The following is a 19,300-nucleotide window of genomic DNA, read 5'->3' as shown; positions in this document are numbered from 1 at the left end:
TCCTCCATACCCGACCTGCCGCGCCCGCCTGACTACCTCGCGCCCAGCGCGTCCCGCACGCCGTCCCAATCGAGCCCGAACCGCGCGAGATACTTGCGCAGCCGGTCCGCGTCGTTCGGCTGCTTCTTGTTCTGCCGCGACACCGCGAACAACGTGCGGCCGGCGTCCGACAAACTCGCCGATGCACGGCACACGTCGAGCACGCGTTCGAGCTGCGCGCGGTCGAACAGGTCGAGTTCCGCCGCACGCGTGCCGAATACCGCGTCGACGCACCCTTCGGATGCGCACGCATCGTGGGGCGACGACCACGTGCGCGTCAGCCGCTCGACCTCCTGTTCGGCAATCGCCTCGGTAATCCGCCCCGCATCGGCCAGCGTCGCCATCCGCGTGACCGATGCGGACAACTCGCGGAAGTTGCCGGCCCATGCCGCGCGCGGCGATGCCGCGAACGCGAGATAGCGCCGCTTCGCTTCCACGTTGAACCGCACCTGCTCGCCCTGCTCGCGGCCGAAGCGATCGAGCTCGAATTCGAGGTTCGGCTCGATGTCCTCGCGCCGATCCGCCAACCCCGGCAAGTCGTACGTCCACAGGTTGATTCGCGCATACAGATCCTCGCGAAATGTGCCGGCGGCCACCATCTGCCGCAAATCGCGGTGCGTGCCGGCAATCAGCTCGAAATCGCTGGCCACCTCGACGTCCGCGCCGACCGGCAGGAAGCGCTTCTCCTCGATCGCCTTCAGCAGCATCGCCTGCTCGTCGAGCCCGAGTTCGCCGATCTCGTCGAGAAACAGCAGGCCGCCGTCCGCCGCGCGCAGCAAGCCCGCACGCGCGGACTGCGCGCCGGTGAACGCACCCTTCACGTGGCCGAACAGCGTCGACATCGCCGCGTCGCCGCGCAGCGTCGCGCAGTTGATCTCGATGAACGGCCCCGCGAGCCGATGGCGGCCGCGCTTCAGTTCGTACACGCGTTTCGCGAGAAACGACTTGCCGGCGCCTGTCGGACCGACGAGCAGCATCGGTGCGCGCGAGCGCACGGCCACACGCTCCAGTTGCTCGATCAGCGCGTTGAAGCGGGCGTTGCGCGTCGCGATGCCGGCCTTCAGGAACGACACGGTTTCGTCGCGCTCGCGCGTGAACCGCTGCGCGATGCGGTTGTAGCGCGACAGGTCGAGATCGATCACCGACACGGTGCCCGGCCCGCTCGGTCCTTCGTCGGTCTGCTTCGGCGGCCCCGTCTGCACGAGGCGCGCGGGCAGGTAGCGCGCTTCCGCGAGCAGGAACCAGCAGATCTGCGCGACGTGCGTGCCGGTCGTGATGTGGATCAGGTAGTCCTCGTGGTCGAGGTCAAACGGATACGCGCGCGCAAAGTCGTGCAGCGTCGCGTAGACCTCCTCGAAATCCCACGGATCGTGGATCGTGACCGGCGTAAGCCGCACCTCGGTATGCGGCGACAGGTTCGCGAGATCGTCGCGCACCTGATTGGCGAGACGCGCGTAGCCAGGCGGATGCAGCAGCTCGAGCCGGTCGATCGCGAAGTCCGGCTGCATGCAGAGCGACACCGTCGGCCGCCACTTGCGGTAACGGCGCGGCGCACGGCCGCCCTGGTCGAGCACGGTGCCGAGAAAGCCGATGGCGACGGTCTTGCGCATGTTTATCTCATGGGATAAGAAGCGATCCGATTGTATCGGAATTCGACGACGATGCGATGCGGCGGCCTTCCCGCGACCGATCGTTGAAGAGCATGAATTGTCCTTTCTTTTCAAGGACTTGTTCGCTTTCCCCGTAGCGGGCTCCGCCCGCTGGCACGCTCTTCGCTAAATGGAAGACGCCGGATGTCCCGCTGGCCCGCGAGCCAGGGTTCACAAAGCCCTGCTGGTGCGCCGCCGCCGAACCTCGTTCGTCGCGGCAGCGCATGCCGCCATGGACAGACGAAGGCAAAGGGGCGCGCGAGGCAGCCTTGTCCGGGTTCGAATCCCGGAGCGCCCACTGTTCGGAAGCTCATTCAGGTGGAGCAGCCGGCGCGAGCCGGTGTGTGGCGGGTTCGAATCCCGTCCGAACGCCGTCCGCAAGGACGGTCTGTCGATAGAAGCAGTACCCGCCGGTGCGGGCCGACAGGCCCGCCGCGCGTCGGACCGGTTGCGGTTCCGCGCGATCGGCCGGGCGGCCGGACGGCCCGCGCGAATGCGCTCGACGACGCGATGCTGGATGCGTCGCCGCGCGCAGCCGCGCCGGGCCCGCGCGCCGCCCGCCCGATCGCGTCGCGCCCCGATCCGTGCGACGCGTGTCGCCCGGCGGTCATTGAAGAAAAGGACAAGAATATGTGGAAGCGTCATGTGGTGAAAAAGAACGAACGCGCGCTGCTGATGAATGAGGGCGATTTCGTGAAGGTGCTGGAACCGGGAGTGTTCAAGGCCTTCGATCCGTTCAAGCGTCTGTCGGTGCAGACCGCGCGTCTCGACGCGCCGCTCGCCGACGCGGCACTGGCCGACTACCTGCGTCACGATGCACCGGACGTGCTCGCGCAACACTTCGTCGCGATGGATCTGGCCGACGACGAAGCGGGCCTGCGTTACGAAGACGACGTGCTCGTCGAGATCCTGTCGCCCGGCACGCGCCGGCTGTACTGGCGCGGCCTGATCGCGCATCGGCTGGAGCGCGTCGACCTCGCGCAGGTCAGCATGCTGCCGGCCGCGCTCGCGAAGCGCATCGCACAACCCGCGCTGCGTGCGCGCGGCGTGGCGGGCCTGACGGGCGTGCTGCTCGCGCAGGTGCCGGCATATCACGTCGGTATGCTGAAGATCGACGGCAAGATCGAGCGGCTGCTGGATGCGGGTGTCGCAGCGTTCTGGCGCTTCAACCGCGACATCGCGGTCGAGCTCGTGGACCTGCGCCTCCAGGCGCTCGAAGTCGCCGGCCAGGAAATCCTGACGCGCGACAAGGTAGCGCTGCGGCTGAACCTGTCGGCAACGTGGTGCTATGCGGACGTGCTGCGTGCGTTCGGCGAGTTGCAGAAGCCGGCCGAGCACCTGTATCGCGAGCTGCAGTTCGCGCTGCGCGCGGCGGTCGGCACGCGCTCGCTCGACGAGCTGCTGGAGGACAAGCAGGCGATCGACGACGTCGTGATCGCCCAGGTGCGCCCGCGGCTCGCGCAATCGGGCGTGGACGTGCGCAGCGTCGGCGTGAAGGATATCGTGCTGCCGGGCGACATGAAGACGATCCTCGCGCAGGTGGTCGAGGCCGAAAAGGCCGCGCAGGCGAACGTGATCCGCCGCCGCGAAGAAACGGCGGCGACGCGCTCGCTGCTGAACACCGCGAAGGTGATGGAAGAGAACCCGACCGCGCTGCGGCTCAAGGAGCTGGAAACGCTCGAGCGCGTCGCGGAACGGATCGACCGCATCTCGGTGTTCGGCGGCCTCGACCAGGTGCTGAACGGACTCGTCAGCATCAAGGGCGCGTGATGGATGAAACGGCGCGGCGCATGGGTGCCGCGCCGCACCAATAGAGGAATGAAGGGTGAAGCAAATGAGTAACGACGAATTCCAGGTGATGGAACTGTCGAACGGCAAGCCGGTGAAGATGTGGACGCAAGGCGTCGCGGTCGAGGACGACGCGCGCGCGCAGTTGCGCAACACCGCGCAGATGCCGTTCATCTTCAGGCACGTCGCGGCGATGCCGGATGTCCACCTTGGCAAGGGCTCGACGATCGGCAGCGTGATTCCGACGAAGGGCGCGATCATCCCGGCCGCGGTCGGCGTCGATATCGGCTGCGGGATGATGGCCGCGCGCACGACGCTCACGGCAGCCGACCTGCCCGATTCGCTCGGCGGGCTGCGCAGCGCGATCGAACGCGCGGTGCCGCACGGCCGCGCGCCGGGGCGCCGCGATCCGGGTGCATGGGGCGATCGCACGCCGACCGCCGTGACCGAATCGTGGAAGTCGCTGCTGCCGGGCTTTCAGCGGATCGTCGACAAGTATCCGAAGCTGGAGAAGACGAACCACTATGCGCATCTGGGCACGCTCGGCACGGGCAACCACTTCATCGAGGTGTGCATCGACGAAGCAGGTCGCGTGTGGTTCATGCTGCACAGCGGCTCGCGTGGCGTCGGCAACGCGATCGGCAGCCTGTTCATCGAGCTCGCGCAGGCCGACATGCGGCAGCACATCGCGAATCTGCCCGACCGCAACCTCGCGTACTTCACCGAGGGCAGCCGGCACTTCGACGACTACGTCGAAGCGGTCGGCTGGGCGCAGGACTACGCGCGCCGCAACCGGCAGGCGATGATGGATGCGGTGATCGGCGCGGCACGCGGCGTGATCGCGAAACCGTTCATGGTCGACGAGCACGCGGTGAACTGCCATCACAACTACGTGCAGCGCGAACGTCACTTCGGCGAGGACGTTCTCGTGACCCGCAAGGGCGCCGTGTCCGCGCAGAAGGGACAGCTAGGAATCATTCCGGGCTCGATGGGCGCGAAGAGCTTCATCGTGCGCGGGCTCGGCAATCCCGAGAGCTTCTGTTCGTGCAGCCACGGCGCCGGACGCTCGATGAGCCGGACCGAAGCGAAGCGCCGCTTCACGGTCGACGACCAGGTGCGCGCGACGCGCGGTGTCGAATGCCGGAAGGATGCGGGCGTCGTCGACGAGATCCCGATGGCCTACAAGGACATCGATGCGGTGATGGCGGCGCAGCGCAGCCTCGTCGAAGTGGTGCACACCCTGCGTCAGGTGGTGTGCGTGAAAGGATAGCGCGTCGCGCGGCCGAAGGCCGGGCGGCCGCGCGCAATCAAAGGAAAGGACAACGATGAAAACGGCAACGACACTGAAGACGGTGCGCAGCGCGCATCCGGTTGATCCGGCGGTACGGGCACGCGTGATGACAGAACTCGCGGACGTCGAACGCCGCCACGACGTGAGCGTGTTGTTCGCATGCGAATCGGGCAGCCGCGGCTGGGGCTTCGCGTCGCCGGACAGCGACTATGACGTGCGCTTCGTCTACGTGCACCGGCACGACTGGTACCTGCGCGTCGAACCGCAACGCGACGTGATCGAGCGGCCGCTCGACGACGAACTCGACGTCAGCGGCTGGGAACTTCGCAAGGCGCTGCAACTGCTGCACCGGTCGAATCCGACGCTGCTCGAATGGCTCGCGTCGCCCGTCGTCTATCGCGAGGACGCGCGCTGGACGCCGCGCCTGCGGGCGCTCGCCAACGCGTTCTTCTCACCGATGCGCGGACGGCATCACTACCTCGCGATGGCGAAGAAGAACTTTCGCGGCTACCTGCAAGGCGACACGGTGCGTTACAAGAAGTACCTGTACGTGCTGCGGCCGCTGCTCGCGGTGCGCTGGATCGACATGGGGCTCGGGATGCCGCCGATGCGATTCGCGGATCTCGTCGACGGCACCGTGCACGAGCCGGCGGTGCGCGACGAACTCGATGCACTGCTCGCGTTGAAGATGCGCGCGAACGAAGGCGAGACCGGCCCGCGCCGCCCCGCTATCCACGCGCTCGTCGAAACGATGCTCGCGGATGCCGAACACGATCGCGACTACAAGCGGCCTTGGGGTGACGCTGCCATGCTCGACGCATTCCTGCGCGATGTGGTCGACGCCCGCTGACGAACGAACGACGCGATGCCCGCCGGCATCGCGTCGTTTCCGTATCGCCCTGCTTGCGGCCACCGTCGCGCGAGTCGTCGCGAGGGCAACACGCGTCTCGTTGTCGGCGTTCGATGCCGCGCTGATGCACCGCCGTCGCTTCACGCGCCGACGATCGAGATCGAAAACCCGTCCCAGCCCTTCAGCCCGACCGTCTGCACGGCGGTCGTCATGAGATTCGGTTCGGCGACGATTCGCGCGAACCCGGCGCGCACACCGACGACGTCCGGCTCGTGGTTGTCCGGATCGGCCACGCGCCCGCGCCGTACGACGTTGTCGACGACGATCACCGTGCCCGGCCGCGACAGCTTCAGCGCGGCGTCCAGATAAGCGGCGTTGTTGTCCTTGTCCGCGTCGATGAAGATGAAGTCGAACGGCGCCTCGCCCGCATCGACGAGCCGCGCGAGGCTGTCCTTCGCGCTGCCGACCACCACCGACACGACATCCGCGAACCCGGCGCGCGCGATGTTTTGCGTCGCGACCTTCGCATGATCGGGGTTCAGTTCGAGCGTCACGAGCCGGCCGCCCGGCGGCAACGCGCGCGCGAGCCAGATCGTGCTGTAGCCGCCGAGCGTGCCGACTTCGAGGATGCGCCGCGCGCCGCGAATCGTCGCGAGCAACTGCAGCAGCTTGCCTTGGTTCGGCGCGACGTTGATCGCGGGCAGCCCGGCCGCGTCGCTCGCCGCAAGCGCGGCGTCGAGCACGTCGTCGGACGGCACGAGCGTCGCGGAGAAATATGCATCCACCCTGTTCCACTGATCCTGGTCCATCGCGCCCTCTCGTCTGCGGAAAAATGCATTCTATGCGCGACGGCCCCATAAGCAACCAACCATTCGTTCTAAAGGCAGCAGCGCACCTGCTCCTATAATCGCTCGACCACGACAACAACAGACGGAGCACCCATGACCGATCAGGCCTCTTCGAACTGGCGCCTCGAAACCATCGCCGTGCACGGCGGCTATCGCCCCGACCCGACCACGCGCGCGGTCGCGGTGCCGATCTACCAGACCGTTGCGTACGCATTCGACGACACGCAACACGGCGCGGACCTGTTCGACCTGAAGGTCCAGGGCAACATCTACACGCGGATCATGAACCCGACGACGGACGTGCTCGAGCAGCGCATCGCCGCGCTCGAGGGCGGCATCGGCGCGCTCGCGCTGGCGTCGGGCCAGGCAGCCGTCACATACGCGATCCAGACGATCGCCGAAGCCGGCGACAACATCGTGTCCGCCAGTTCGCTGTATGGCGGCACCTACAACCTGTTCGCGCATACGCTGCCGCAATACGGCATCACGACGCGCTTCGCCGATCCGCGCGACCCGGCGTCGTTCGAGCCGCTGATCGATGCGCGCACGAAGGCGATCTTCGCGGAATCGGTCGGCAATCCGCTCGGCGACGTAACCGATATCGCCGCGCTCGCGGAAGTCGCGCATCGCCACGGGATCCCGCTGATCGTCGACAACACGGTGCCGTCGCCGTATCTGCTGCGCCCGTTCGAACACGGCGCGGACATCGTCGTGCACTCGCTGACGAAGTATCTCGGCGGCCACGGCACGAGCCTCGGCGGCGCGATCGTCGATTCGGGCAAATTCCCGTGGGTGCGACACGCGGATCGCTTCAAGCGACTCAACGAGCCCGACGTCAGCTATCACGGCGTCGTCTACACGGAAGCATTCGGACCGGCCGCCTATATCGGCCGCGCGCGGGTCGTGCCGCTGCGCAACATGGGCGCGGCGATCTCGCCGTTCAACGCGTTCCAGATCCTGCAGGGCATCGAGACGCTCGCGTTGCGTATCGAACGCATCAGCGACAACGCGCTGAAGATCGCGCAGCACCTCGCGCGCCATGAACACGTCGAATGGGTGAACTACGCGGGACTGCCCGATCACCCGGATCATCCGCTCGTCGCGCGCTACCTGTCGGGCCGCGCGCCCGGCATCCTGACGTTCGGCGTGAAGGGCGGTCGCGACGGCGGCGCAAAATTCCAGGACGCATTGAAGCTGTTCACGCGGCTCGTCAACATCGGCGACACGAAATCGCTCGCGACGCATCCGGCGTCGACGACGCACCGCCAACTATCGCCGGCCGAACTCGCGAAGGCCGGCGTGAAGGAGGAAACGGTGCGGCTGTCGATCGGCATCGAGCACATCGACGACCTGCTCGCCGATCTCGATCAGGCGCTCGCGCAGCTGTGACCCGACGCGGGCGCGTCAAACGTCTTGACCTTGGAGCGGCTTCAAGGTGTTCAATCCCCGGTTGATGCCGGGGCGATGCCCGGCGCGAAACCGTCGCGCGCCGCGGCACCCGCTGCGGCGTGCTCCACCGCCGAGGCCACATGACACCGACCGAAAAGCTCGCACTGCTTACGTTACCGCCGCTGCTGGCGGCCTGCTTCGGCGCCCTCGCCGCCGCATGGCGCGCACCGGGCCCGAAAACGTCGAGCATCATCCAGCATTTCACCGGCGGCATCGTGTTCGCGGCGGCGGCGCTCGAGTTGCTGCCGCAGGATCGTGCGCACGCGCTGTTTCCGGTCGTCGTCGGCTTCGTGCTCGGCCTGGCGCTGATGCTCGCGATCCGCGCGCTGTCCGGCGCGGTCGAAACGCGCTTCGAGGATGCGCGACTGCCGGTCAGCCTGATCATCGTCACCGCGATCGATCTCGTCGTCGACGGCCTCGTGCTCGGCATCGCGTTCTCGGCGAACGACGAAAGCGGCATCATCCTGACCGTCGCGCTGACGCTCGAAGTGCTGTTCCTCGCGCTGTCGGTCAGTGCGGCGCTGGCTTCGGCAGGCGTCGGCCGCTTGCTCGCGATCGTCGCGCCTGTTGCGCTGGCCGCGCTGCTGAGTCTCGCGGCCGTCGTCGGCAATGCGGTGTTCGCGGGACTGCCCGCGAACCTCTACGCGGCGCTGCTCGGGCTCGGCACGGTCGCGCTGCTCTACCTCGTTACCGAGGAACTGCTCGTCGAAGCGCACGAAGTGCCCGAGACGCCATTTGCGACCGCCGCATTCTTCACCGGCTTCATCGTGTTCTTCCTGATCGAAGGTTCGGTGAAGGCTGGCTGACGCGCGAGCTTCACCACGTCGTCGCGGCCGTCGGATACGTCTCGACGATGCGTGTGCCGTTGACGGGCGTCACGCCCTCGTTGCGCAAAGCCGTCCACAGGTCGATCGCATGTTCGCGCGACTTGCGGCGGCAGTCGTCGGTCAGCACGTTCAGCGCAATCACCTCGTCGCGCGTGGTCAGTTGCAGTTGCTCCTTCAATTTGCGTGATCGATGCGACGCCGTGCGGACCTCCCGGAGCATGATCCGCTGCTCGGCGAGAGGCGCGGGCGCGCCACCCGCATCGACAGGCAGGAACGTCAGCAGTCCGTTGCCGACTTCGCATTGCCCGCGCGCAAACGTCGCGCTCCACTCGCCCGCCGGCACGATCGAGAACTCGCAGCGCATCCTTTCGCTCGCGCGCCGGCCAACTTCGTGCTCCGGTGCATGCGACAACGCACGCTCCGGCCAGCCGGCTGCCATCACGGTCGACGCCGTCAGGGATGCGGCCAGTACGATCGCTTTCATCATGTTGCGCATCATTCGCTTCTCCCCGAAAACATATCAACGCAGCGCGAAGCCGTTGTCGTGCGCATCGACGAGCGGCGCCGATTCACCGCGATGCACCGTCGAGCGATGGATTTGCTGATTGCGCGCAATGGTGGCCGGATTCGGCGGGTAGTCGTGCTTCGGACTCGGGATCACGCCTTCGTGGCGGGCGCGCAGCAGTTCCTGGCGCACTTCCTGTCGGGTCCGGGACTGCGCGGCGGCCGACTGCGAGAAAGCGGCGATCGCCAGCGCGGCTACGGCGATCGAAATCACTGGGCGTCCAATGTGCATGAGCTTCGCTCCTTGTCCGGAATGGGTAACGGGTGTTCAAAGATTGATCCGGCGGTGGTGCGCGATCGTGAACGCGGGATGACGGTTTCGTCATCGCTCGCGCTTCTTCAACCATCAGGCAACGGAGAGCAATGGACGCTCGACGGCGGTACGCAGACGGCGCAAGGATCGTCAATCTCAGGCTGCGCCATCGCTTCCGATCGGGGCAGCGGCAACGCTCGGGCGCGCGCATGACGAAAATTTCATCTTCGGGTCAGGCTTGCGATGAAGCGTGTCGCTACCATCGAATGCGTGACGGGGATGCCCCCGTTGCAAACCACGCAAGCGTATCGCTGTCGCACAGCGCGATTACGCGTTGGGCCCGGACACTGTGAGTGCCGGGCTTTTTTTGTTCTTTGCGGAATTGTTTGGTGTGTCGGTTGCCGACCCTGAACGGCCCTTCAGATTTATCCAAAGCGGCCAATCGTTGTGACCTGCGGCGGGATTTTGTAGCCACGCTCGATGAGTATCTTGGCCTCGGCGCGACTGCGCAATCATTCCCGATTAAATCGCTTCTCCCGCAGCGTGCCGTTGGAACCTTCAACGGAGCCGGTCTGCAAAGGGCGGCAAGAACGGACACCGCGTGTACGATCTGGTCTTCAAGAAAACCATCCAAGGAGAGAGGAATGAATCCGGAACAGGCCCGAGCCGAAGAAACCCAGGCGATGGAGCGCATGGTGGCCGCCACGCTGCGCGTGCAGAGTACGTTCGCCTCGATGCAGAAGCAATTTCCGCCGCAAGGCAGCGGCGAGCCTTCGCCGTTCGCGCTGCAAACCTTTGATGCCGCCCTGCAGGAACTTGAAGACGCACAGGCCGCGTTCGATGCGCTGCTGAACGATCTGATCGACGGTAACCGCTAAAGCCTACGCCCTTATCTGCACCGATTGTCGACGATCTAAAAAGCTGTGTCGAACGGCCGTTTGTGGCCGGCAAGCGACCGCTCGCCGGCCGTGATGCCATCGAACCGTTGCCACGTGGCTACCAAGACAGCGGCTCAAGCAGCGCAGGCTCGCCAAACTCGACGAGCCGCGCGTTCGAGCGCGAAAAATACCCGCTCCAGAACCGCTTCAGGTCCAGCAATGTCTTCGGGTCTCGATAGCCGTTACGCTCGGACGTCGATCCGCTGGCGGCCGGCGGCATGACACCGCCTCCGAGGACATAGATTCGCGTTGAGCCGAAATCACCAAAGAGATTATTGTCCTGCACCTTCTTAAGTTCGACGTCGGGATTGATGTGTCGCACGGCATTACGCGCATAGAAGCTGGTCACACTTGAGTTCTCCAGCCCGTCCGTGACGACGAAGACCAGCTTGCGCGCGACCTTTTCCTGGGCCACGGCGGGTGACACGCTCTTCAGTGCCATCAGAATATCCGACTGATCCAGGTTCGATGTCCCCGACTTCAGTACCTGTGCGGTCGTTGCTACCGCGAGTCGCTGGCCATACACCAGTTGCTGCTGCATGCAGGTGTGGAAATCCCGCAGGCGTCTCATCACGACATTACTTTCCTCGGCGGGAGGAATCGGACGCTCGATGACGCCTGTATGCAGCACATTCAAATAGTGCCCTTGCGAAAAGGCCGAAAACTCAGCGATGACGAACTTCGTACCGGGCTTCAGCATTGACTGAACGTTGTCGAGCACGGATTTCTGCAACGTGGCGTCGAGCAACACAGTCTGGTCGATCAGCACATAGATGAACTGATCGTACGGGGCTTGCGGCGGAGCGATCTTGTTGGCCGCATAGCAACTGGGGACGTCGTTCGTCAGGCCCGCGTGAGCGGGCAGTGCAGCCGACAACGCGAGGCAGGCGCCGAAGGCGAAGGAGCGCAGTACCTGGATCGATCGGCGCATCAGATGTCCCCGAGGATGTCGTCTTCGAGACGCGCCTGTTCGGCGGCAGCCTTGCGGTGCGCCTTGAGGGCTTGAACGGCGGAGAGGATCGAACTGCGACGTTCGACCGAATCCTCGGCGGCGATGTCGAGAATCACCTTGCGGCGTTCCTGATCGGGCTCATCGAGAATACGTTCCGCGATTCGTGCGACGTCGCTGAAGAGCGGGAGTGTTTCCGCCGCCTGTACGACATTGACGGATTCCTGTGGCGCGGACTGTTGCGCGGATTGCCCAACAGCACGGGATACAGGAACGACATCGCTTTGTTGCGTGTGGCGAGCGGCTGGTGTGAGAGCCGTTTCCTCTTCCACCTTGCGTCTGTAGTAGTCGCTGCAACTGACTTTCGATACGTATTCGCGGTACTTCGGCACTTCACGACCGAGGTGCGAACGAAGTTCTGTCAACCGCATGTTGCCTCGATCGAGGGCAGGCTTGATGTGCTTCGCCTGGTAGCTCTGAAAGCTGGTATGGCCGAATGTCTGCCGATAGGCGTTCTTGCCGTCACCGATGAACGAACTGCCGAATGCCTGAAAAAATCCAAGTGCCTGCGTGATCACATAGATGATTGCGAGGACGATTGCGCCAGCGATGCCCTGGCTAAACATCTCACTGCTCAGTTCGTGGTCGACGGTCTGCTGCGCAGCGCGTGACGAGTCGGCCACATCGGTCGGCATCGGTGTCGACGCATCGAGACCCGGCACGGCAGGGAAAGGATTGCTGCCCCCGCTTGTTGCCAATTGACCGTGGTCGGCGACATGATTGGTCATCTCGATCTGCAAACCTTTGATCCGCATCCACGTGATGCCGATCAGAAGAACGGCGAGCAACGTAATGGCAACGATCGGCACGACGAGGCTGCCGCGATCGTGCGCACCTTCCAGCACGCGGCTGCCGAAGCGCACCTTGGGCGATGCATCCTTGTCGACCTGCTGGTCGTCGCCGCTGCTGATCTTGTGACCCGTATAACCTTCAACCGTCGCATTGACGGAGCCGAGCGCCTTTTTGATAGCGGAGCGCTTGTACACCGCGGAGCCTGCCGCATGAGTCAATCCGAGCAGACCGACGGCCATCACGGTTGCAATCACATAGCCAATCCAGACCATCTGATTACCGGTGATTTCGCTGGCGACGAAAGGCGCGATCAGCATTCCTGTACCGGCCGCTTCCGCGATCGTCAACAGGATCAGTGCGACAAACATGAACGCCGACATCGGCGAGCGTCCATTCTGGTGAGTAATCTTGAGATATTCGCTCGCGCGCTCGAACACCCTTTGATCCACTTTCGGCAGCTTGTCGATATAGGTGGAGCACAGCGATTCTTCTGCGGGCGGCAGGCCGGCGTCCTTCCACGTCGCTATATTTTCAATGCCGTGGGTTTGCTGTTTCCAGCGGCGCATTTTGCCAACCAGCGGGACGCACACCCAGAAATCAGCCCACCAGAGGTCGTCGGTATAGCGCTTCCACACGAAAAAGAGTGTCACGACAGCCGCAATCAGAAGTGGCAGCGACCACACGATCGAGGAGACTAAAGCCTGGAGAAAATCGGTTGTCACGTTCGGGCCCCGGGGTTATTGGTTGTTAGTGGTTAGCTGGTTTTAACGAAGTGCGAAGTTGCCCGACGCGGTGTAGTCCACCGATCGGTTCGTATAGTAGACGTTGCCCGTCGCGCGAGGCTTGCTGACCGGGACAACCAGATCCATGCACTGCATCGGTCCCCTTACGAAAACCCGATAGAGCGTAGCGTCACTGCCGCGATACACGTTGACGGGAACCCGGGCGGAGTACGAGGGTTTCTGGCTTACGTTGCCGCTGTAGTCTTTATAGATTTTGAGTTCTGGCTCGGGTACGGGGCTGCCTGCATCACTAGGCACGCGTACGTCGAGCAGCGCAATCAAGTTGCCGCCAAGTCCAGCTGTCCATGGCGCGCCGTAAAAGCCCGGCAGGTAATCGCGAACGTTCAGCACCTGGTCAGTGGCGAGATTACGCACGGCTGATGTAACGTGCGGACGATCGCCCAGGCACGAGTTGAGAGTCATGGGGGAGTCGGCGTTCGCATTGCCGATCAGACTGAACGACGACGACTTTGCCGGAGCCGAACCGAGGCGCACCGGAATCCCCCTACCTGCAGTTGGCGTGCCGCCGAAGTCGAAACCCGATCCTGCATCGCGAACAGCTACTGTGGCCTGCGGCGGGGCTACGGAAGCAGGCGCAGCAGTGGATGCGACCGTTGGGCTTGCGCTAACTTCCGTCTTGATGTTGTTCGCGCTGCCTGCTTTCGCGACGGTCGTCGGCTTCGATCGCCGTTTGATGGTTGTTTGGCCCGTTGTCGCGTGGGTAGCGGACGTGGGAGTGATCGTGTTAGTGCGCTCGCCCGAAGACGTCCCTTGCGGGGACACCGTGTTTGCGTTGGCGAAGCGATAGTTTGCCGGGTCAGCCGTGCGGGCAGACAGGAATTGTTGCAGGTCCTTTTCCGTTGGAACATCAACAATCTGCACGCGCTGGTTTTCCTCGCGGCCCTGATCTGTCGTATTCGGGGCGATCGGTAGCGTGTCGCCCGCGCCTTGGTAGAAGATGTTCTGGACAGGCACGCCCTGATCCGCAAACACCTTGGCGACAGCTTTCGCTCGTTGCTGTGAAAGCGTCGCAGGATCCGCGCCGAGCGACGTATCGTTTTCGTCGGTGTGTCCGACGATCAGCACTCTGCGTGACCCTACCTGCGCGCGCTGCTCGGGCGTCGCGTTCGAGGGCAGCGCTGCCAGTAGCGTTTTCGGTGAGTACTGGGTGGCGATTTGCGCCAGGTATTTGCGTGCATGCGGAGTCAATTCCGCGGTGCCCGCGACGAACTCGTCGGATTTGTTTTCGAGCTGGACGTCGAGGCCAATTGTCACTGGTTTGTCGGCAGAATTGGCAACTCCTGGCTTCGCCTGAGTGATTGGGGCCGATGCCAGTTTCAAACCATTCGCCTGCGCGATCCTGTACAGTTCGCACCGGCGAGCGTCTAGCGTGTGGCCGACCAGGAAGCCACCGCCCGCCCCGATTACGACGCCAGCTGCAGCACCTTTTGCGCCGTGCGCCAGATAACCGATTACACCGCCGGCCACCGCACCAACGGCAATGCCAATATTGCGACCATTGTTTGAGCACGGGTCTTCGTTATTGAAAATGCTGTTGAACTGGCTTTTAACGGAAGCAACAACTTCCGGTTGACCAGTTTGCGGGTTAATGGCACATCCCGAAACACATAGGGCCACGCCCAGCACGATGGGGCTGCGAATCGTCATTCAAGTCCTTATATAGATCCGAAAGCCAGGCCTCTCTACCTATTCGACCGGCAAGCGCTAGACCGGAGTTAATTTGCCGGTCTCAGCACACGAATAGAGGTTAACGGCATAAAGTCGTGCGTCTTTAGCGCACTTGGCGACAAAAAAGCGCGGCGCAGACCGGCTATAAAGGCAATTGACAAGGCTGCAGTTTCGGCGAAATACCGCGATCGAAAGGCTGGCGCGACCTGGACCGGTCACGGTCGTGCACCAGCGTGGATTGCCAGCGCAATGGATCGAACGAAGTGTTTGATCGACGATAGACGCGCACTGAAAACAGTGAATGGGACCGTGCGCCCCAGTCCGGGGGTTCAAGCGGGCCTCACCGAGACGTGCAATGCGTCAAATGGTCGGGATTGTGAGTTCGCCGATGCAGGAAACTGTTGTCCGGCATCATCGTGCCCGCACCATCAGTGTTCCGTCACATTGCAAACGTAAAACTCAGGCTTCTCAATGGACGAAAATGCCGATGACTTGATGGAGACCCTCGGGATTTAAATGACCACCCTTGCGGAGTGGAGCTGACTCTCGAATGTCGTGGCGACGCCGCGAACTAATGTCGCTTTTTGGCCGAACGCGGCCGGCGCCGGCCGCCGCCCTGCAACGCGCGACCAGCGCCAATCGCCCCTGAACAGCCGATCGCAGACGAAACTACATGGATGGCGTCCTGGCAGCACGCAGCCACGCCGGTGACGCATGACCATCCACCGCTCTTTCAAAGCTTCGCCACTCGATCCCGAGGGATTCCTCGCCCAACGCTTCAGTGAGGTAATCGACAAAGCGACGCACTCCAGGTGGTATGCGTCGCGCGCTCGGATGAACCGCCTGGATCGCTAACTCAGTGGCACGGTAGGCCGGCTGCAGCGACACAGTTCGCCCCGGCGCAGGTGCTCGCCGAACACGAAAGTCTGACCGTACGATATCCGGGCCGTCCGCGAGGACGGCCATCGCCGCGCCCGGCGACACACGCGCATTGACATCGGAACCGATCAGTCCATATAATCGCCTCTACTTTCAAGCACCGCATCGTTTGCGAAACTGATCGATGGCAAATCCGGCTGGCGTGGGCCGCCCCCGCGAATTCGAACTTGGCGATGCCGCGCGCGACGCGATGGACGTTTTCTGGGACCGTGGATATGAAGGCGCGTCCCTGCCCGACCTGATGGCCGGCACGGGCCTGTCGCGCGGCAGTCTCTACAAGGCATTCGGCGACAAGAAGGCGTTGCTGCTGGCGGCGCTCGACCTGTACATGGCCAACGGGCTAAAGGAGACCGCGGACATCCTGTCGCAACCCGGCCCCGTGAAGGATGCGATTCGCGACTCGCTGCTGCGCTATGCGCGCCTGTCCGTCGGCGAGGCCGGCCGGCGGGGATGCCTGGCGATCGCGATGACCACCGAACTGGCCGCACGCGACGCAGATGTCGCGGAGCGCACGGGACGAATGTTCCGGCGCCTGCAGCAGCTCTATGCAGGCGCGATCGTCCGCGGCCAGGCGAGCGGCGAGATCGCCGAGCAAGACGAACAGGTGCTGGCGCGTTTGCTCGTCTGCCAGGTCGAGGGCATGCGCGTGCTGGGGAAAACCGGCGTGCCGGAGCCCGACATGCTCGCCCTGGTCGACCGCACGATGCGCCTCCTCGACTGAATTTTTTTACCCACTTTGGAACCATTTGGTTCCTTATTGAGACCCGTCCATGTCACGAAATGATCCCGTCTCGCCCGACCCGCGTCGCTGGGCCATGTTTTCGGTCCTGCTCGTCGGCGCGTTCCTGCCACCGCTGGACTTCTTCATCATCAACGTCGCGCTGCCATCGATCCGCGCGGAGCTGGGCGCGTCGTCGTCCGCCGAGCAACTGGTCATTTCGTCGTATGCCGGCCTGTACGCCGTGACGCTGATCACCGGCGGGCGCTTGGGCGACCTGTTCGGCCGCGGCCGTATGTTCTTTCTCGGGTTGATCGGATTTGCGACGGCCTCAACACTATGCGGCCTCGCGAGCTCGCCGTGGACGCTCATCGCCGGTCGCGCATTGCAGGGTGTGACGGCCGCGATCATGGCGCCGCAGGCGCTCGCTTCGATCCAGGCGATCTTCCCGGAAACGGAAAAGCCGTTAGCACTCAGCTTGTATGGCGCGGTGTTCGGCCTCGCCGCCGTGGTCGGGCAAGCGCTGGGCGGGATCCTGATCTCGCTGAACCTGTTGAACCTGGGTTGGCGCACGATCTTCCTCGTCAATCTGCCGCTGGCGATTCTGGTCGTGCTGTTCGGAATTCCGCTGTTGAAGGAAACGCGTGCGCAGCATGCTCGCAAGCTCGACCTCGGCGGTACAGCGCTGTCGATGCTGACGCTGGGCGCGCTGATCGTGCCGCTGATCGAGGGACGCGAAGCAGGCTGGCCCGTCTGGGCATGGGTGTCGCTGCTCGCGGTGCCGGCCCTCGCCGCGTCCTTCTGGCGCTACGAGCGCCGGTTGGGTAGCCGTGGCGGCGCACCGCTGCTCGATCCGGCCGCGCTGCGCGCGCCGGGGCTGGGACGGGCGTTGCTGATCGCGCTGCTGCTGTACGCGATCGGTGCATTCTTCCTGCTGTTCTCCGTGTATCTGCAGAATGCGTTACACGTCGACGCGCTGAGCGCGGGCCTCGTGTTCCTGCCATTCGGCGTGGGGTTCCTGCTCGGCCCATTGTCGACGCCGTTCTGCGCGCGTCTCATCGGCGCTTACGTCAATCCGTTCGGCATGGGGCTGGAGGTCGCCGGGCTGGTCGGCCTCGCATGGTTGATCGATGCCACGCCGATCGGGATGCCGCTTGCGTCCGTGCCACTCACCGCCGCGCTGTTCGTCATCGGTTTCGGACAGGGGCTCGCGCTGCCCACGCTGATGCGCATGGTGACCGGGCGCGTCGCACCGGCGCTTTCCGGCATGATCGCCGGCATCGCCAGTTCGACGCTGCAGGTCAGCACGTCGCTCAGCGTCGCGATCATCGGCGGCATTTTCTATACGGCCCTCGGCACGCGGCAGGATCCGGCCGCCATTGCGCATGCGTTCATCGTCGCGCTTCTCTCGATTTCGTTGTTCCTCGCCGCCGGCACCGCGCTCGGCATCTCGCTCGCTCGCACCTCCCCCCAGCGGACCTCGGTGCGGGCAGCCGCCCTGCCGCGCTTCGGCCCTGAACGCGATCGGCCGTAGTCGCCCGTCTCGACATTCATCGTTGCATCAGTGCGACCCGGAGGGTTCTTATGTATCTCGTCGTTTCGTATCGCCGAGCCGCAGGCACGCGGTTCGATTCCCGTTACTACGTCGAGCAACACATTCCACTCGTGGAAAAATCCTTGAAGCAGTACGGACTCGAATATGTCGATGCTTTTTTCCCGGCACGAAAGGACAGCGAACTGATCGTCGTGGCGATGTGCCGCTTCACGGACCGAGCCGCGCTGGATGCGGCGTTTGCGTCCGCGGAGGCGGCGGACGTCATGGCCGACATCGACGCGTTCACCGATATCGAGCCCGATCGGCACGTCACGGATGTCATCTCGCGTGCGCAGTATCGACGGTCGCGCGCCGCCATGCATCAGCCGGCGCCATCGGTCACTTGTCCGATGGCGCCCGCAAATGACCGGATGGCGGGATAGGCAAACCGTCACGCGCGTGACCGAACCGGGATGACAACCGCCATCGGTCGTGGTCACGCCCGACCCTGCGACGTGCGACCGGCGACTCTGGCCGAAGCCGACATTCATCGTGTTCCTGACAGCGGTAACTCGTGCGGAAATTCCGAGCTTCCCGGTGGCCCTACCCATCGTCCTTGGCGAAAACCAGGCGACTCCACGTCACGCCCATGCGTCGATTTCCTCGCTGAGAGGATTCGGTCTGAACGTTCATTACAGTTCGCAGGCCATTAGCATTCGCGAGTTGCATCGTCTCCGCGGCCGAAACATCGAACATCCGTCGGCCTGCGGGAACGGGGCCGTGGCGCAAGGACATGACAAGAACTGCACCATCGCAAAGAAGAGCGCTGACATTCGGCATCGCGCGGCGACGTTCGTGCTCGTCAAGGTGCATCCAGACAGCGGATAGCATTACAAAGTGAAATTCATTTCGCCTGGAACGCAGTATCGCGAGATCCGGAAGGCTATCGTCCAGCCAGTCAATCCGGGGAGACGGATGCTGCCGCATTCCTGCAACCCGTAGCGCGTCTACCGGTTCGACGGCTACGACCGAATGCCCCATCGTTGCCAACGCAGCAGCGTCGGTTCCGATACCGGCCCCGACGTCGAGGATGCAGGATGGCGCCATCGGAACGAGATGCATGATGCACGCGTGATGCTCCGCAAACGAAATGTCCCGCCATTGCTCGATGAGCAATGGCGCATTCTCCGCGTAGCCCTCCGTGCCACTGACACCAATGGACACGCAGCCCTCCATGCGCCTGTGTTTCGGGAAATTTACCAGTTGTCGTCGATTCAGTGCTGGCGACCCAATGTCGGAAACCGGCCGAACTCGAGCGCATCGCCGTTACCTCGAACGCTT

Annotated in this window: 18 protein-coding genes and 1 tRNA gene; 11 read left to right on the top strand and 8 right to left on the bottom strand. The window is 63.9% G+C overall.

Annotation, left to right across the window (positions count from 1 at the left end; genetic code table 11):
- Positions 1 to 32: 32 nt before the first annotated feature.
- Positions 33 to 1,649 (bottom strand): RNA repair transcriptional activator RtcR, encoded by a 1,617-nt coding sequence (gene rtcR, locus WI26_RS17385; RefSeq protein WP_060320170.1) that lies wholly within the window; start codon positions 1,647 to 1,649, stop codon positions 33 to 35.
- A 338-nt stretch (positions 1,650 to 1,987) separates the two neighbouring features.
- Here rtcR and WI26_RS32260 point away from each other — a divergent pair.
- The 4 genes from WI26_RS32260 to WI26_RS17370 all read left to right on the top strand — a co-directional run bounded on the left by WI26_RS32260 (position 1,988) and on the right by WI26_RS17370 (position 5,617).
- Positions 1,988 to 2,060, top strand: a tRNA-Arg gene (locus WI26_RS32260).
- A 258-nt stretch (positions 2,061 to 2,318) separates the two neighbouring features.
- A complete protein-coding gene (locus WI26_RS17380; RefSeq protein WP_059540042.1) occupies positions 2,319 to 3,458 on the top strand; it encodes a slipin family protein in 1,140 nt (379 codons plus the stop codon).
- 64 nt (positions 3,459 to 3,522) lie between these two features.
- Positions 3,523 to 4,746, top strand: a complete 1,224-nt coding sequence (locus tag WI26_RS17375) for an RtcB family protein (RefSeq protein ID WP_069226649.1) — start codon at positions 3,523 to 3,525, stop codon at positions 4,744 to 4,746.
- A gap of 55 nt (positions 4,747 to 4,801) precedes the next feature.
- On the top strand, positions 4,802 to 5,617 hold the full coding sequence (locus tag WI26_RS17370) for a nucleotidyltransferase domain-containing protein (RefSeq protein WP_069226648.1): 816 nt from the start codon (positions 4,802 to 4,804) through the stop codon (positions 5,615 to 5,617).
- A 140-nt stretch (positions 5,618 to 5,757) separates the two neighbouring features.
- On the opposite strand, the gene WI26_RS17365 is transcribed toward WI26_RS17370, so the two are convergent.
- Positions 5,758 to 6,426, bottom strand: coding sequence for an O-methyltransferase (locus WI26_RS17365; RefSeq protein ID WP_059511623.1), 669 nt, complete (start codon positions 6,424 to 6,426; stop codon positions 5,758 to 5,760).
- 132 nt (positions 6,427 to 6,558) lie between these two features.
- On the opposite strand from WI26_RS17365, the gene WI26_RS17360 reads away from it, so the two are divergent.
- Together WI26_RS17360 and WI26_RS17355 are read left to right on the top strand one after the other, a co-directional pair.
- On the top strand, positions 6,559 to 7,854 hold the full coding sequence (locus WI26_RS17360) for an O-acetylhomoserine aminocarboxypropyltransferase/cysteine synthase family protein (protein WP_069226647.1): 1,296 nt from the start codon (positions 6,559 to 6,561) through the stop codon (positions 7,852 to 7,854).
- Positions 7,855 to 7,994: 140 nt separating this feature from the next.
- Positions 7,995 to 8,720 (top strand): ZIP family metal transporter, encoded by a 726-nt coding sequence (locus WI26_RS17355; RefSeq protein ID WP_069226646.1) that lies wholly within the window; start codon positions 7,995 to 7,997, stop codon positions 8,718 to 8,720.
- Positions 8,721 to 8,730: 10 nt separating this feature from the next.
- Here WI26_RS17355 and WI26_RS17350 read toward each other — a convergent pair whose 3' ends face one another.
- A complete protein-coding gene (locus WI26_RS17350) occupies positions 8,731 to 9,228 on the bottom strand; it encodes a hypothetical protein (RefSeq protein ID WP_236849349.1) in 498 nt (165 codons plus the stop codon).
- Between the two features lie 33 nt (positions 9,229 to 9,261).
- Positions 9,262 to 9,537, bottom strand: a complete 276-nt coding sequence (locus WI26_RS17345; protein WP_069226645.1) for a DUF4148 domain-containing protein — start codon at positions 9,535 to 9,537, stop codon at positions 9,262 to 9,264.
- 665 nt (positions 9,538 to 10,202) lie between these two features.
- Here WI26_RS17345 and WI26_RS17340 point away from each other — a divergent pair.
- Positions 10,203 to 10,436: a hypothetical protein gene (locus WI26_RS17340; protein ID WP_011549124.1), complete on the top strand. Its 234-nt coding sequence runs from the start codon at positions 10,203 to 10,205 to the stop codon at positions 10,434 to 10,436.
- Positions 10,437 to 10,554: 118 nt separating this feature from the next.
- Here the strand turns inward: WI26_RS17340 and WI26_RS17335 are convergent, their stop codons facing one another.
- The 3 genes from WI26_RS17335 to WI26_RS17325 are packed head-to-tail and all read right to left on the bottom strand — an operon-like array spanning position 10,555 to position 14,747.
- The gene (locus WI26_RS17335) at positions 10,555 to 11,427 is read right to left on the bottom strand and encodes a hypothetical protein (protein WP_059511619.1); all 873 of its coding nucleotides are present in this window, start codon (positions 11,425 to 11,427) and stop codon (positions 10,555 to 10,557) included.
- The gene (locus tag WI26_RS17330) at positions 11,427 to 13,019 is read right to left on the bottom strand and encodes a hypothetical protein (protein ID WP_069226644.1); all 1,593 of its coding nucleotides are present in this window, start codon (positions 13,017 to 13,019) and stop codon (positions 11,427 to 11,429) included. Before WI26_RS17330 ends, WI26_RS17335 begins: the two co-directional genes overlap by 1 nt.
- A 42-nt stretch (positions 13,020 to 13,061) precedes the next feature.
- Complete coding sequence (locus WI26_RS17325) at positions 13,062 to 14,747, bottom strand: OmpA family protein (RefSeq protein WP_069226643.1); 1,686 nt, start codon at positions 14,745 to 14,747, stop codon at positions 13,062 to 13,064.
- Positions 14,748 to 14,840: 93 nt separating this feature from the next.
- On the opposite strand from WI26_RS17325, the gene WI26_RS33425 reads away from it, so the two are divergent.
- The 4 genes from WI26_RS33425 to WI26_RS17310 all read left to right on the top strand — a co-directional run bounded on the left by WI26_RS33425 (position 14,841) and on the right by WI26_RS17310 (position 18,402).
- Entirely contained in the window at positions 14,841 to 15,224 is a 384-nt protein-coding gene (locus WI26_RS33425; RefSeq protein ID WP_081334293.1) for an H-NS histone family protein, read from the top strand.
- A 607-nt stretch (positions 15,225 to 15,831) separates the two neighbouring features.
- Positions 15,832 to 16,428 (top strand): TetR/AcrR family transcriptional regulator, encoded by a 597-nt coding sequence (locus WI26_RS17320; protein ID WP_059466650.1) that lies wholly within the window; start codon positions 15,832 to 15,834, stop codon positions 16,426 to 16,428.
- Between the two features lie 49 nt (positions 16,429 to 16,477).
- A complete protein-coding gene (locus WI26_RS17315; RefSeq protein ID WP_060188991.1) occupies positions 16,478 to 17,959 on the top strand; it encodes an MFS transporter in 1,482 nt (493 codons plus the stop codon).
- A gap of 50 nt (positions 17,960 to 18,009) precedes the next feature.
- On the top strand, positions 18,010 to 18,402 hold the full coding sequence (locus tag WI26_RS17310; protein ID WP_081334292.1) for an EthD family reductase: 393 nt from the start codon (positions 18,010 to 18,012) through the stop codon (positions 18,400 to 18,402).
- 160 nt (positions 18,403 to 18,562) lie between these two features.
- Here WI26_RS17310 and WI26_RS17305 read toward each other — a convergent pair whose 3' ends face one another.
- A complete protein-coding gene (locus WI26_RS17305; RefSeq protein ID WP_208604144.1) occupies positions 18,563 to 19,183 on the bottom strand; it encodes a class I SAM-dependent methyltransferase in 621 nt (206 codons plus the stop codon).
- Between the last annotated feature and the right edge of the window lie 117 nt (positions 19,184 to 19,300).

Origin of the sequence: Burkholderia diffusa (assembly GCF_001718315.1) — a bacterium.
In the GTDB taxonomy this organism is placed as follows: domain Bacteria; phylum Pseudomonadota; class Gammaproteobacteria; order Burkholderiales; family Burkholderiaceae; genus Burkholderia; species Burkholderia diffusa_B.
This window is presented reverse-complemented; position numbering and strand designations above follow the sequence as displayed.

What these genes read in the sequence shown, in the direction of transcription:
- WI26_RS17380 (WP_059540042.1), top strand. Translation starts at nt 2,319, where the DNA reads ATGTGGAAGCGTCATGTGGTGAAAAAGAACGAACGCGCGCTGCTGATG.
- WI26_RS17320 (WP_059466650.1), top strand. Translation starts at nt 15,832, where the DNA reads ATGGCAAATCCGGCTGGCGTGGGCCGCCCCCGCGAATTCGAACTTGGC.
- WI26_RS17325 (WP_069226643.1), bottom strand. Translation starts at nt 14,747, where the DNA reads ATGACGATTCGCAGCCCCATCGTGCTGGGCGTGGCCCTATGTGTTTCG.
- WI26_RS17310 (WP_081334292.1), top strand. Translation starts at nt 18,010, where the DNA reads ATGTATCTCGTCGTTTCGTATCGCCGAGCCGCAGGCACGCGGTTCGAT.
- WI26_RS17315 (WP_060188991.1), top strand. Translation starts at nt 16,478, where the DNA reads ATGTCACGAAATGATCCCGTCTCGCCCGACCCGCGTCGCTGGGCCATG.
- rtcR (WP_060320170.1), bottom strand. Translation starts at nt 1,649, where the DNA reads ATGCGCAAGACCGTCGCCATCGGCTTTCTCGGCACCGTGCTCGACCAG.
- WI26_RS17355 (WP_069226646.1), top strand. Translation starts at nt 7,995, where the DNA reads ATGACACCGACCGAAAAGCTCGCACTGCTTACGTTACCGCCGCTGCTG.
- WI26_RS17335 (WP_059511619.1), bottom strand. Translation starts at nt 11,427, where the DNA reads ATGCGCCGATCGATCCAGGTACTGCGCTCCTTCGCCTTCGGCGCCTGC.
- WI26_RS17365 (WP_059511623.1), bottom strand. Translation starts at nt 6,426, where the DNA reads ATGGACCAGGATCAGTGGAACAGGGTGGATGCATATTTCTCCGCGACG.
- WI26_RS17340 (WP_011549124.1), top strand. Translation starts at nt 10,203, where the DNA reads ATGAATCCGGAACAGGCCCGAGCCGAAGAAACCCAGGCGATGGAGCGC.
- WI26_RS17360 (WP_069226647.1), top strand. Translation starts at nt 6,559, where the DNA reads ATGACCGATCAGGCCTCTTCGAACTGGCGCCTCGAAACCATCGCCGTG.
- WI26_RS17375 (WP_069226649.1), top strand. Translation starts at nt 3,523, where the DNA reads ATGAGTAACGACGAATTCCAGGTGATGGAACTGTCGAACGGCAAGCCG.
- WI26_RS17345 (WP_069226645.1), bottom strand. Translation starts at nt 9,537, where the DNA reads ATGCACATTGGACGCCCAGTGATTTCGATCGCCGTAGCCGCGCTGGCG.
- WI26_RS17370 (WP_069226648.1), top strand. Translation starts at nt 4,802, where the DNA reads ATGAAAACGGCAACGACACTGAAGACGGTGCGCAGCGCGCATCCGGTT.
- WI26_RS17350 (WP_236849349.1), bottom strand. Translation starts at nt 9,228, where the DNA reads ATGATGAAAGCGATCGTACTGGCCGCATCCCTGACGGCGTCGACCGTG.